The following is an 11,496-nucleotide window of genomic DNA, read 5'->3' on the forward strand; positions in this document are numbered from 1 at the left end:
AACAAATTAGTTTTTAGTTTCGAATGTACAAGTGGAGGTACTAACCAGGTACGCCCCGGTTTCACCGGCACGCGCTCCATCTCGCGTCGATGGAGGGAGCGCCCGGGCTGCCAGGCAGGCCCGCCTCTCGGCTCAGCAGACCACGCGCCACCGACAGTGGACCCGAGCTTCATCCCAGGCACGTCTGGCGATAGACAGCCGGCCCGGATTCGTCCCGACTCACGCCGGACCCCTCCGGTCCCGGACACGCCCGTCCCGAAAGCGCCCGCCCCGAAGGTGCTTGCTCCGGCAGTGCTCGCCTTCGAAGGTGCCTGTCCTGGCAGCGACCGCCCCCGAAGGTGCCTGCCCCCGAAGGCGCCTGCTCCGGCAGTGCTCGCCCCCGAAAGCGCTCGCCCCGGCGGTGCCTGCCCCGGAAACTACCCCTCGACTCGCGGGAGCGCGGCAGCGGCGACGACGTCGCCGCTTTCCCCGCGGATCTCGACGCTCGTGACCTCTTCGCGCAGCGCTGCAGCGTTGACGGCGCAGTTGATCTCGACCTCGGAGCCGAGGAAGGTTCCCGATCCGACGTCGTCTCCGGTCGCATCCACGACGACCACCGAGTAGAACTCGCCGCTCGGCAGGCCGGTGACGGTGAGGAGGGTCTCTGTGCCCCAGGTGTGCGCGACGACGCTGCCGTCGATCTCGACGCCGGCGGGTTCGCCTTGGAAGTCGACGGGTTCGACGGCACCGAGCGTTCCTGGGTCGCCGACGGGCGGCGGCGTCTCGGGGCGGGGGAGGAAGAAGCCGCCGACGACGCCGACCAGAAGGCCCACGGCGGCGACTCCGGCGAGCAGGGCGCCGCCGAAGCGCCGGCGACGCAGTGGCGTGACGGGCGTGACCGGCGCGGCCTGCCCTTCTGTGTCAGGGTCACGGCCGCTGCCGCTGCCGCTGCCACCGCCGCTGCCGCTACCGCTGCCGCTGCCGCTGTCACTCGATCGAGGGTCATCGCCGCCACCGTCGGCAACCCCGAATGCCAGCACGGCGTCGCGAAGCTCATCGCTCGGTGTCGCATCCAGCCATTCGGGGTGGTCGGAGAGCTGTCCCGTCAGGGCGCGCAGCTCGGCCAACTCGGCGTCGATGGTGGGGTCGGAAGCGCGCATCCGCTCGAACTCGGCGGCTTCGACTGCGCTGAGTTCGCCGACGAGGGCGGCGGCGATGAGCTCGCCGCGGCGGTCTGCGTTGTGGTCAGTCACGAGCTCCTCCAGGTTCGTCGAGGTGGCCGCGGACGGCGCGGAGACCGTAGAAGACGCGGGTGCGGAGAGTGGCGACGGGCACCCCGCAGCGGGCGGAGAACTCAGCGTAGCTGTACCCGGTCAGGTGGATGGCGACGATCGCCTCCCGCTGCTCGTCCGGCAGGCGGGCAAGCGCTTCCGTGAGGCCGAGCCCGATCAGCGGGTCCGGGGTCTCGGCGGGGAGGTCCGCGGAGGCGGTGGATGCGTCGGAGGCTGCGATGCGGGGGAGCCGGTCGCGGGCGCGCAGCGCGTCGGAGATGACGTTGCGGGCGATCGCGAAGAGCCAGGTCCGCTCGCCGCCCTTGGTGGAGTCGAAGCTGTCTCGGGCGCGCCAGGCTCGGAGGAAGGTCTCCTGCACGCAGTCCTCGGCGAGCGGCCGGTCGCGGAGGGCGTTGACGGTGAAGCCGAGGAGCACGCTGCCGTGGTCGCGGAACGCCGAGTGCAGGTCGAACGAGTGGGGCGCATCCGCCATACGGGCGTGTCCTCTCGTCGTCGACCACCGTGCGCGGTCAACGATAACGGCAGTGCTCACGGCTGCTCCCTCCGGTGACTCAACTCGGGTTGGTACAGGGGAGTACCGCCGGATCGGGTCCAGCGTTCAGGGGGCTTCCCGAAATCTTCGTCAGAAAAAGTTCGAAGTCCGATGAACGCGCGACGGGTCGCCGCCGTATGCCCCTGTACGACGGCTCCATCGGGGAGCTGCGAAGCAGGAAGGCACCCCTCATGCCCAAGCACACGTTCGCGAAGTCGCTCGCCCTCGGCGCCACAGCTGCCGCCGCCATCGCCCTTGTCGCCGCAGCTCCCGCCACCGCTGAGACGGAGGTCGCCGAGCCGGACTCGTTCACGAGCGCCTACACGGTCATGGCGACTCCGGATGCGGTCATCAACAACGACGGTGTTGTGACGCCGGGTGAGCCGGGGGCGATGGGCCAGTTCGACTTCCGCATCAACTCGGACCTGAACATCATCTGCTACGACATCACCCTCACGGGAGTGACGGGCGAGTACGAGAGCCCCGCGAAGACCGCCACGCACATCCACGAGGCTGCCGAGGGCCAGGCTGGCCCGCCGCGCATCGCCTTCCCGAACCCCACCGACAACGGTGATGGCACGCGCACGAGCAGCGGATGCCTCGAGGGCCCGTTCACGACGGGCCTCAACTCGGACGCCGGCACGGACACGGGTGAGGGCTTCACGCTCAAGCAGATCGAGGCGAACCCGGCCGGCTTCACGGGCGACTCGCACACGGCTGACTTCAAGGCCGGCGTCGTCCGCGGCCAGCTCGTGCAGGTTCCGGTCGGCGGCGTCGACACGGGAGCCGGCGGAGCCGCAGCCGCTGGTGGCCTCGACGCGATGACGCTCAGCTTCCTTGGCCTCGGCGGCCTCGCCGTTGCCGGCGTCGCCGGGCTCGCGGTTGCGCGCAAGGCTCGCGCAGCGGGTCAGTGACCAGGAACTTCTCTCGGGTGCCGGGGCGCGCGCTGCGCGTCCCGGTGCTCGTCGTGGCGGCCGCGCTCCTCGTGAGCGGATGCGCGGCCGCCCCGAGCGGGGACGCCTCACCTCCCGAGGGTGTCCAGCCTTCGACGACTGCGGTCGAGTCCGCTCCGGAGTCCGCTCCCGAACCCGCTCCGGAGGCGACCCCGTCGGCGCCGGTCGAGTCTCCGGCGGCACCCCCGGCGGGTGGCGTCGAGGTGCTCCAGGAAGGCGTCGCCCCCACGGCGGTGTCGATCCCGGCGATCGGCGTCGAGGACACGCTCATCGACCTCGGCATCGCCGCCGACGGCAAGATGGAGGTGCCCGTGGACTTCGACGAGATCGGCTGGTTCACGGGTGGCGGCAAGCCTGGCGGTCGGGGGCCGACGGTCATCGCGGCCCACGTCGACGGTCTCGCCGGCCCAGCCGCGTTCTTCCGGCTCGACGAGCTCGCCGCTGGCGACGTGGTGAGCGTGAGTGATGTCGAAGGCGGCGTCACCAGCTATCAGGTCACCGAGGTCGTCACCGTCGAGAAGGCCGAGTTCCCGACGGCGCGCGTCTTCGGCGCGGTGCCGGGCGACGAGCTGCGTCTCATCACATGCGGCGGCTACTTCGACCGCGACGTGGGGCACTACGACAAGAACGTCGTCGTGTTCGCGGCGGCGGTCTAGCGCTCGTCTTTCAGCGCTCGGCTCGGCTCTCGCCGCTCGGCCGGTTGCTCAAGGTGGGGTCTGTGGCTCGTCGCTTCGGGGCGCCCGGTTGCCCAGGCTCCGCCTCTGGCCAGCCGCTCCGGCGGGTCCCGTCGCGCCTAGAAGAAGGTGGAGATCGCCGTGGCGATTCCGGTGCTGATGATGACCACCACGCCGCAGATGGCGATGGCTTCTCGTGGCATCGTGCTGCGCTGGTAGGCGTCCCAGAAGCCGTCGGCGGGGGTTGCCTGTCGGTTCTCGACTTCGTGGTCGACGCTCGTATCGGACATATAGCTAGTCTAACTAACTAATCGCGAGGAGCAAGCCAAACGACGATCTGAGTGAGGCCAGCGCAGCCCGAGGTCACGGTCACGCACCAGCACTCGAAGGCTCGCAATCCCATCCCTCGTCCGCTCCGAATGGATGGCAGGCGCGGCGATGCGCCCGGGTTCCGCGGGCCACTCGAACGGGTGGGGAGCCCTCCAACAGCGGCGCGCCCGACCTCACGTCGGGCAGCCGGAGGTGAGGTCCGTGTCCATGCTTGCCCTTGACGCTCCACGGGAGCTATCCGCTGCATCCCGAACGAAGACCCGCGGTCGCTCGCAGGCCCTCGCACAGTTCCGGAGTGTGGCGGACGCCGACGACAGCGATGAGTTCCTCGCTGGCCTCGCCGCGCTCGGTGACGCGCGCGCCTTCGACCTGCTCGTGCAGCGGTACCGGACCCTCATGTACGTCTGCGCGCGGCGTCGCCTCGGCTCCGACGCCGAAGCCGACGATGTGGTGCAGGAGTCGCTCGCTGACGCGTGGACCAAGATCTCGACGCTCAAGGATCTGGCCGCCGTGCGGTCCTGGATGCTGCGCATCGTCGCGTCCAGAAGCGTCGACGTGCTCAGGCGCCGACGCGAGCACGACAGCGTCGAGGACGGCGACTATGCCGCGTCGGACACGCAGTCGCCGACGACCAACGCGCAGCTCGCGCTGCTCTCCGCCGCCCTGCACATCGCGCTGTCGCGGCTTCCCGAGCAGCAGCGGCGCTGCTGGGTGATGCGCGAGCTGGAGTCGATGAGCTACCAGGACATCGGCGAACAGCTCGAGCTGCCCGTGAGCACCGTCCGCGGTTCGATCGCCCGGGCCCGCAAGGCCCTCGCGATCGCCATGGCCGACTGGCGCTGACGCGGTGTTCGGGGCGCGTCCGGTCGTCGCGGCTGCGGGCGCATCCTTATCTGCGCACCTGGTGATGCGGCCTGCAGGGCGCATCGAATGATTGTGGCCCGCGGGGCTGTTCTCTAGGCTCGGGTTCATGAGAGCGACGCGTCTGCTGGCCGTGCTGAGTGCATCCGCCGTGTCGCTTGGCGGGTTCGTGGGGTGCGTGAGCGACGTGACCTATACGCGCAACGGCGTCGAGGTGACCCCGGATGAGGCGCTCGTCGAGTCGGGCTACGCCGACATCGACCCGTGCGCGGCGATCTCCGACGAGACGTTGACGGCGGCGGGGTTCGTGTCGCCGTCGTCAGGGCAGACGCTCTCGCCCGACCCTGATTGCGAGTGGCGCGACGGCATGAAGTCGGCGCCGACGCTGCTGCTGTGGGTGGATGGGCCGACCGAGGCCGACGAGCTCTCGGAACTCATCGAGGTGAGCGGCGTCGAGGTCGAGGTGTTCTTCCAGGCCGGTGCCTCGGGCCGCTACGTCGCCAGGTTCGATGACCTCACGCTGACGCTCAACGCCGACCTCGAGCTGGAGGGCGAGTTCGACGAGAACTCCGACGCCTTCGGCAAGGACATCCTCGCGCGGGGGCTGACCGACGCGATGGAGGCGTACGGGAAGCTCTGAGGCGTCGCTAGGCGGGTTCCCGCGCTTCGGCATCGTCAGCCGACCCGTCCAGCCGCTCCCCGACGAGTGCCAGCGCGCGCTGCTGCGTCGCGTTGAGCACCGACTCGGAGTACTCGTCGAAGAGGCCGGCCGCGTCCGACAGGTCGAGGTCTGGCGCATCCGTCCGCAGCGAGTCGACGACCTGCGCGAAGGTCGCCACGAACCGCTCGACGAAGTCGTCGAATGCTGCCTCGCTCGTCTCATCACCGAGTCCGTGGAAGTCAGCCGTGATGGCCACGATCTGCGGCACCAGCGCGGGGTCGCTGAGCTGCTCGTAGTACCCGACCAGGTGCGGCATGCCCTCCTCGCCGACGAGGTGGGCGAGCAGCACCGTCTGGTCGCGGTCCATCTGCTCGAGCTCGGGGGACAGGTGGCCGGCGAGCGTGCCCATGTACGCGGCGAGCTCCGGCGGCAGGTCCGGTGTGGTCGGAAGGTGTCGCAGCTGCGCGATGAGCGCGCGCTGCGCGGTGAGGCGGTCGATCTGGGCCGCGAGCTCGGCGTCGAGACGGTCGAGCACCGCTGGCGCCTCGGCGCCGTGCTCGTCGAGGAGCCGCGGCATATCCTCGAGTGCAATCCCGAGCGCGGAGAGGCGGCGGATGCGCAGCACCCTGATCAGGTGGTGCACCCCGTACTGCCGGTACCCGTTCGAGGAGCGGGGCGGCTCATCCAGGACCCCGACCTGGTGGTAGTGCCGCAGGGCGCGCACCGTGACCCCGGCGCGACGGGCGAGCTCGCTGCTGTTCACCGCACACCACCCGCGTTCGCGCTCGTTGCCTGGGGTTCCAGTGTACGAAGCGGGCGGGCGACGAGGCCGTAGAGGAACGCGCATCCCCAAGCCCCGAGCAACGCCAGTGCGGCGACGTTGACGCTGGTGTACTCGGTGAGCACGGCCGCGAGCATGATGCCGAGCGACGGGGCCGCCGTGGTGAGGGCGTTCTGGGTGCCCATGATGCGGCCGCGAAGCTGCTCGGGGATGCGCTCGATCATCAGCACGCCCATGAGGCTGCCGAAGAGGCCGCTCGCGGCGCCCATGACGAAGGCGCCCGCGAACACGACCCAGACCGAGGTGAGGAGGCTGATGAGGCCGATGCCGATGGTCGTGCCGATCATGCCGACCACGAACCAGGCGCGGCGGGGGCCGCGCGTGCCGGCGACCGCGTACGTGCCGCCGCCGAGGAGCATGCCGAGGGCGAGGGCGCTGAGCACGAACCCGAGCAGTCCCGGCTGCCCGACCAGCGTGAAGTAGACGGGCAGCACGAGTCCCTGCAAGCCGGCGAGCACAAACACCGACACGAGGCTGAGCGCCGTGGTGGCGACGAGGAACGGGCTGCGGAACAGGGCCCGCCAGCCGTCGCGCAGCTGCCTCCATCCGGTGCCCGTCGGGGTGGATGCGCGCGATCCGTCGTCGGCGACGATCACGCCGACCGCCCGCGGGATGAGCAGGGTGATGAGGGCGGCGAGGAGGGAGGTGGCGGCGGTGATCCACAGCACGGTGGAGCCATCGAAGAGCACCATGAGGGTGCCGGCTGCGGCCGGGCCGACGAAGATGGCGACGGCGCTGAGGCTCTCGCGCACGCCCATGAGTCGTTCGGCGCTGATGCCGCCGTGGCGGACGATGGCGGGGAGGAGCGCTTCGCGGGCGGTCATGCCCGGCACGTCGCCGAGGGATCCGATGATGCCGAAGAGCACGAACCAGCCGAGGTTGAGCCCCGAGACGAGGTCGATGATCGGGAGCGCGGCGATCGACGCAGCCGAGATGAGGTCGGTGACGACGGATGAGGTGCGCCGGTTGATGCGGTCGATGACGACGCCCATGAAGAGGCCCGCGAGCACCGCCGGGATGGCGGTGGCCGCCGCGACCGTGCCGGCCCCGAGGGCGCTGCCCGTCGTCGAGAGCACGATCAGCGGGAGGGCGATGCCTGCGATTGAGTTGCCGAGCAGGGAGAGGACATGCGACGCGAGGTACGTGACCGGCAGGAGGTTCATGCGGTCAAGCAGAAACTATGACGTTGGGGCGGGGTCAAGTGGTGAGGCGCCCTACGCCTCCATCCCGCGCCACGCCACCTCGAGGCCGGCCCGGCATCGCGCCCGCGCGGCGGGGTCGTCGAAGCGGCAGCCGCGGACGACGAGCTGGTAGTAGAAGATGCCGGCGATGAGGTCGAAGCACGCCTCGACGTCGAGGTCTGCGCGCAGCGACCCCTCGGCGATGCCGGCACGGAGGGCATTTTCGATGGGTCGGCGGCGCACGGAGACGTGCGACTCCCAGTACGCCTGCTGCAGCTCCCGGTCGCTCATGACGAGCCGGATGCGCTGCCGGAACCGCTGGTCGGGGTAGCTGGTCTCGTCGAGGTCGGCGGATGCGCCCATGAGGAAGTCGACAATGCCGGCACGCAGGTCGCCGGGTTTGCCCAGCGTCGGGGGGATCGTGCGCCCGACGTCGAGCGCAGCCGCGATCAGGAGCGTCATCGACGGCCACCGTCGGTAGAGGGCGGCCCGGCTCACGCCGCTCCGCTCCACGACCCTCGATACGGTGACGGCCTCGTCGGCGTCGATGATGGCGAGCGTTGCGGCGAGGATCTGCCCGTCGAGCTCCTCCGTGCGAGGCCGCCCAGGGCCCCGGCGTGTGTCGAGATCTGCCGATGCTGCCGTCGCTGCCGACCCCGACGAGCGCGCCGAGGCGCCCGCATCCGTTTGGCTAGATGCGGGCGCCGAAGCGGGAGCGGTGGTCGTCACGCGATGGCCCGCGCACGGAGCTGCGCGATCGTCGCGTCGGTGAGCCCAGCCGCACGAAGCGGCGCAAGCGGGTCGCCATTGCGCTCGCGGAGGCGGGCGAGGAGGATGCGCATCGACACGTCCATGGGTTCGGCATCGCCCATGAGGGATCCGTTGAGCTTCGACACCTCCTCGAGGTCCATGCCGAACTTCGCGAGGAGCACGCTCATCGTGGGGCCGATGCGGGCAAGAATGGCGCCCATGTTGGCGTCGGTCTTCGCGTAGTCGCGCACGATGTCGTCGTCTGCTGCGCCGAGGGCGAGGAGGAGCATCGCGGCGAGCACGCCCGTGCGGTCGCGGCCCGCCGCGCAGTGGAAGGCCGTGGCGCCGGGGGAGACGGCGATGATGCCGAGCGCCGCGGCGAGCTGCGGCGCGGCGGTCTCGACCATGAGCGCGTACATCTCGCCCATGCCGGCGTGCGCGCTCCCGTGCTCGTCGGCGGTGGGCAGCCCGCCGCCGACGCTGCCCATGAGGGGCAGGTGGTGGTAGGCGACGGGGTGCGCGGCGAGGGGGCCACGACCCGTGAGGGCGACCTCGTCGGCGGTGCGGAGGTCGATGACCGAGGCGAGCCCGCCCGCGGTCAGCTCGCGAGCATCCGCTTCGGTGATGACGGACAGGTCGTCGGCGCGGATCGCGAGCCCCTCGCGGAGGGTGCCGCCGGCGATGGGGGTGCCGCCGAGGTCGCGCAGGTTGACGGGTGCGGAGAGGGTGATGTCGAGCGTGGTGGTCATGTGAGTCGCTTTCGGATGAGGGCGCTGCCCTGGTCGATCAGCGTGACGAGCACGATGATGCAGATGATGATGGCGCTGAGGTGTCCGTAGTCGTACATCTTCATCGCCGTGGTGAGCTCGAGGCCGATGCCGCCGGCCCCGACGAGGCCGAGGATGGTGGCGCCGCGCACGTTGCCCTCGAAGAGCAGCAGCGTGTAGGAGACGAGGAGCGGTGCGGCCTGCGGGAGCACCCCGTACTGGATGAGCTGGCGCCGGGAGGCCCCCACCGCCTGCATGGCGGACATGGGCCCGCGGTCGACGGATTCCATGGCCTCGGCGTAGACCTTGCCGATGGAGCCGATCGAGCCGAGCGTCATGGCGAGGATGCCGGCGAACGGGCCGAGCCCGACCGCGGAGACGAACATGAGCGCGAAGACGAGGTCGGGCACCGAGCGGATGATGTTCATGACCCAGCGGGCCGGGTAGTACATCCACTTCGGGGCGATGTTCGACGACGCGGCGAACGCCATGAACAGCGACAGCACGGCCCCGAGGACGGTGCCGACGATGGCCATCTGCAGGGTCTCGATGAGGAGCGAGAAGATGGTGCCGAACTTCGAGAAGTCGGGCGGGAAGAGGCGCGAGAGGAACTCGCCCATGTTGATGGCGCCGTCGCCGAGCTTCGAGAAGTTGAACTCTGCGCCCGCGAACGACCACAGCAGCACGATGATGGCGACGGGGATGCCGAGCAGGAAGCGCGCTCGCGGGATCGAGAAGGCCCGTTCGAGGCGGTCGCGTTCGGCGGTCGTGAGCGAGGGGGCCGTGGATGCGCGGGGCGGCTTAGGCGCGGTGGTGGTCATCGTGGGCCTCCTCCTTCTCGTCGTCGTAGAGCACGGAGAGCTTCTCGGCGTCGATCGCGCCGGTGGGGGCTGAGACGAGCATCTCACCGTGGCGGAGGCCGATGATGCGGTCGGTGTGGCGGAGCGCGAGGGGCAGCACGTGGAGGCTGACGAGCACGGGGATGCCGTCGCGGGTGGCGATGTCGCGCAGCAGTTCGAGCACGGAGTCGGCGAGCTTCGGGTCGAGGGATGCGACGGGTTCGTCGGCGAGGATCACGCGCGGCTGCTGCATGAGGGCGCGGGCGATGGCCACGCGCTGCTGCTGGCCGCCGCTCAGCGAACGGGCGGGGTCTTTCGCCTTGTGGGCGATGCCGACGCGGTCGAGGAGTTCCATCGCGCGTCTGCGGTGCTCGCTGCTGAAGCCACCGACGAGGTTGATGGGGCCCGCGCTGTGGAGGGCGCCGGTGAGCACGTTCGTGAGCACGCTGAGGCGGGGGATGAGGTTGAACTGCTGGAACACCTGCCCGACGCCTGCGCGCAACTGTCGCAGCTCGCCCCGGCGGAGGTTCGTGACGTCGTGCCCGGCGACGCGGGCCGTGCCGCCCGTGATGGGGGCGAAGCCGGTGAGGCTGCGCATGAGCGTTGACTTGCCGGAGCCGGACGCGCCGAGGAGGGCGACCATCTCGCCGGGGTGCAGGTCGAGGTCGACGCCGTCGAGCACGGTCGTCTCGTTGTAGGCGACCCGGAGGCCGCGCACGGTGACGAGGGGGAGGCGGGTGAGTGCATCCATGCCGCTGGTGGTGGGTGCTGCTGCGGGCGCAGCGTTGGAGCTGGGTGCCGGGGCGAGGTTCGTCATTCGAGGTCCTCGAGCTTCACGCCAGCGACGCCGGCGATCTCCACGAAGCCATCGAAGACGGAGGGCTCGGGGTCGACGGAGACGGGGAGTCCGATGAATCCGGAGCCGAGGGCGCCGAGGGCTTCGGCGTTCTCTTCGACGAAGACGGCCTGGATGGCGTCTTGGATGACGGTGCGCTTCTCATCGCTGAGTTCGGGGCTGCCGAGGACGCTGCCCATGACGGGCATGGGCGCGCTCTCGCCGACGCCGCGCCACTCGCCATCGGCGAAGGGGAACATGGGTTCGCCGAGCTCGGTGAGCATGATGGAGGTGCAGGCGGCGTCGACCTGGCCCTGCTCTAGGGCTGCGAACGAGCCCTCGTGGCCGCCCGCGAAGATCGCCTCGTAGTCGGTGCCCTGCTCGAGCCCGGCCTCGTGGAGCATGTGGACGGGCATGAAGTAGCCGGAGCTGGAGGCCTGGTCGGCGAAGGCGACGGTCTTGCCCTCAAGATCCGTGAGCTCCTGCGCGGGGGAGTCGTTCAACACGACGCAGGTGGAGACGGGGTCCTCGCTGCCCTCCCAGGCGAGGAGCGCATCCACTTCACCCGTGTTGACGGCGAGCGCGGAGGGGAAGCCGCTCATGATGCCCATGTCGACGTGGTCGGCGCGGATGGCTTCGACGACGCTGAGGTAGTCGGGCACGTCGGTGACCTCGACCGTGTAACCCGTCTCGGCTTCGAGGAGCTCGACGAGGGCGTCGATGGGGTTCGCCTGCGTGGGATCTTCGCCGAGGGGGATCGTGGCGATGGTGATCGTCGTGTCGTCTGCGGTGGCTTCGGCCGTCTGGCAGCCGGTGAGGGCGAGGGCGCTGACGCCCATGATGCCGAAGGCGAGGAGCGGTGAACGGCGCATGTTCGGGGTCCTTCCGAGGGATGCTCCCGGGATTTCGAGAACACCGGTATGCAAACTCGCGAAGGTGACCGGCAATTACGAGACCGCTGGACTGGAAATTGGCGCGGAGGTGAACAGTTGGGGCGGGAT

General features: G+C 70.1%; 14 protein-coding genes. 4 read left to right on the forward strand and 10 right to left on the reverse strand.

What is annotated here, in order from left to right; all coding sequences use genetic code 11:
• Positions 1-416: 416 nt before the first annotated feature.
• Together C5E10_RS18975 and C5E10_RS00740 are read right to left on the reverse strand one after the other, a co-directional pair.
• The gene (locus C5E10_RS18975; protein WP_181062573.1) at positions 417-1,232 is read right to left on the reverse strand and encodes a hypothetical protein; all 816 of its coding nucleotides are present in this window, start codon (positions 1,230-1,232) and stop codon (positions 417-419) included.
• Positions 1,225-1,803: an RNA polymerase sigma factor gene (locus tag C5E10_RS00740; RefSeq protein ID WP_258070943.1), complete on the reverse strand. Its 579-nt coding sequence runs from the start codon at positions 1,801-1,803 to the stop codon at positions 1,225-1,227. Before C5E10_RS00740 ends, C5E10_RS18975 begins: the two co-directional genes overlap by 8 nt.
• Before the next feature lie 191 nt (positions 1,804-1,994).
• Here C5E10_RS00740 and C5E10_RS00745 point away from each other — a divergent pair, with 191 nt between their 5' ends.
• Entirely contained in the window at positions 1,995-2,717 is a 723-nt protein-coding gene (locus C5E10_RS00745; protein ID WP_104240657.1) for a CHRD domain-containing protein, read from the forward strand.
• Entirely contained in the window at positions 2,714-3,412 is a 699-nt protein-coding gene (locus C5E10_RS00750; RefSeq protein WP_258070944.1) for a class F sortase, read from the forward strand. The genes C5E10_RS00745 and C5E10_RS00750 overlap by 4 nt, the downstream gene beginning before the upstream one ends.
• Positions 3,413-3,549: 137 nt before the next feature.
• Here C5E10_RS00750 and C5E10_RS18980 read toward each other — a convergent pair whose 3' ends face one another.
• On the reverse strand, positions 3,550-3,720 hold the full coding sequence (locus C5E10_RS18980; protein WP_160074469.1) for a hypothetical protein: 171 nt from the start codon (positions 3,718-3,720) through the stop codon (positions 3,550-3,552).
• Positions 3,721-4,057: 337 nt separating this feature from the next.
• Here C5E10_RS18980 and C5E10_RS00755 point away from each other — a divergent pair, with 337 nt between their 5' ends.
• Positions 4,058-4,603: an RNA polymerase sigma factor gene (locus tag C5E10_RS00755; RefSeq protein WP_181062574.1), complete on the forward strand. Its 546-nt coding sequence runs from the start codon at positions 4,058-4,060 to the stop codon at positions 4,601-4,603.
• A gap of 127 nt (positions 4,604-4,730) precedes the next feature.
• Entirely contained in the window at positions 4,731-5,261 is a 531-nt protein-coding gene (locus C5E10_RS00760; RefSeq protein WP_146080109.1) for a hypothetical protein, read from the forward strand.
• A gap of 7 nt (positions 5,262-5,268) precedes the next feature.
• Here C5E10_RS00760 and C5E10_RS00765 read toward each other — a convergent pair whose 3' ends face one another.
• The 7 genes from C5E10_RS00765 to phnD are packed head-to-tail and all read right to left on the reverse strand — an operon-like array spanning position 5,269 to position 11,367.
• On the reverse strand, positions 5,269-6,045 hold the full coding sequence (locus C5E10_RS00765; RefSeq protein ID WP_181062575.1) for a MerR family transcriptional regulator: 777 nt from the start codon (positions 6,043-6,045) through the stop codon (positions 5,269-5,271).
• Positions 6,042-7,286, reverse strand: coding sequence for an MFS transporter (locus tag C5E10_RS00770; protein WP_104330009.1), 1,245 nt, complete (start codon positions 7,284-7,286; stop codon positions 6,042-6,044). Before C5E10_RS00770 ends, C5E10_RS00765 begins: the two co-directional genes overlap by 4 nt.
• A 51-nt stretch (positions 7,287-7,337) precedes the next feature.
• The gene (locus C5E10_RS00775) at positions 7,338-8,033 is read right to left on the reverse strand and encodes a TetR/AcrR family transcriptional regulator (protein ID WP_104330010.1); all 696 of its coding nucleotides are present in this window, start codon (positions 8,031-8,033) and stop codon (positions 7,338-7,340) included.
• Positions 8,030-8,803, reverse strand: coding sequence for a tyrosine-protein phosphatase (locus C5E10_RS00780; RefSeq protein ID WP_104330011.1), 774 nt, complete (start codon positions 8,801-8,803; stop codon positions 8,030-8,032). The genes C5E10_RS00775 and C5E10_RS00780 overlap by 4 nt, the downstream gene beginning before the upstream one ends.
• Entirely contained in the window at positions 8,800-9,642 is an 843-nt protein-coding gene (phnE, locus tag C5E10_RS00785) for a phosphonate ABC transporter, permease protein PhnE (protein ID WP_104330012.1), read from the reverse strand. Before phnE ends, C5E10_RS00780 begins: the two co-directional genes overlap by 4 nt.
• Positions 9,623-10,477 carry a phosphonate ABC transporter ATP-binding protein gene (gene phnC / locus C5E10_RS00790; protein ID WP_181062576.1) on the reverse strand — a complete coding sequence of 285 codons (855 nt, stop codon included), beginning with the start codon at positions 10,475-10,477 and terminating at the stop codon, positions 9,623-9,625. The genes phnE and phnC overlap by 20 nt, the downstream gene beginning before the upstream one ends.
• Entirely contained in the window at positions 10,474-11,367 is an 894-nt protein-coding gene (gene phnD, locus C5E10_RS00795) for a phosphate/phosphite/phosphonate ABC transporter substrate-binding protein (protein WP_104330013.1), read from the reverse strand. The genes phnC and phnD overlap by 4 nt, the downstream gene beginning before the upstream one ends.
• Positions 11,368-11,496: the final 129 nt, after the last annotated feature.

Source organism: Pseudoclavibacter sp. RFBG4, assembly GCF_002931515.1.
In the GTDB taxonomy this organism is placed as follows: domain Bacteria; phylum Actinomycetota; class Actinomycetes; order Actinomycetales; family Microbacteriaceae; genus Pseudoclavibacter.

Coding starts and splice junctions, on each gene's coding strand:
- C5E10_RS00745 (WP_104240657.1), top strand. CDS start 1,995: ATGCCCAAGCACACGTTCGCGAAGTCGCTCGCCCTCGGCGCCACAGCT.
- C5E10_RS18980 (WP_160074469.1), bottom strand. CDS start 3,720: ATGTCCGATACGAGCGTCGACCACGAAGTCGAGAACCGACAGGCAACC.
- C5E10_RS00760 (WP_146080109.1), top strand. CDS start 4,731: ATGAGAGCGACGCGTCTGCTGGCCGTGCTGAGTGCATCCGCCGTGTCG.
- C5E10_RS00770 (WP_104330009.1), bottom strand. CDS start 7,286: ATGAACCTCCTGCCGGTCACGTACCTCGCGTCGCATGTCCTCTCCCTG.
- C5E10_RS00780 (WP_104330011.1), bottom strand. CDS start 8,803: ATGACCACCACGCTCGACATCACCCTCTCCGCACCCGTCAACCTGCGC.
- phnE (WP_104330012.1), bottom strand. CDS start 9,642: ATGACCACCACCGCGCCTAAGCCGCCCCGCGCATCCACGGCCCCCTCG.
- phnC (WP_181062576.1), bottom strand. CDS start 10,477: ATGACGAACCTCGCCCCGGCACCCAGCTCCAACGCTGCGCCCGCAGCA.
- phnD (WP_104330013.1), bottom strand. CDS start 11,367: ATGCGCCGTTCACCGCTCCTCGCCTTCGGCATCATGGGCGTCAGCGCC.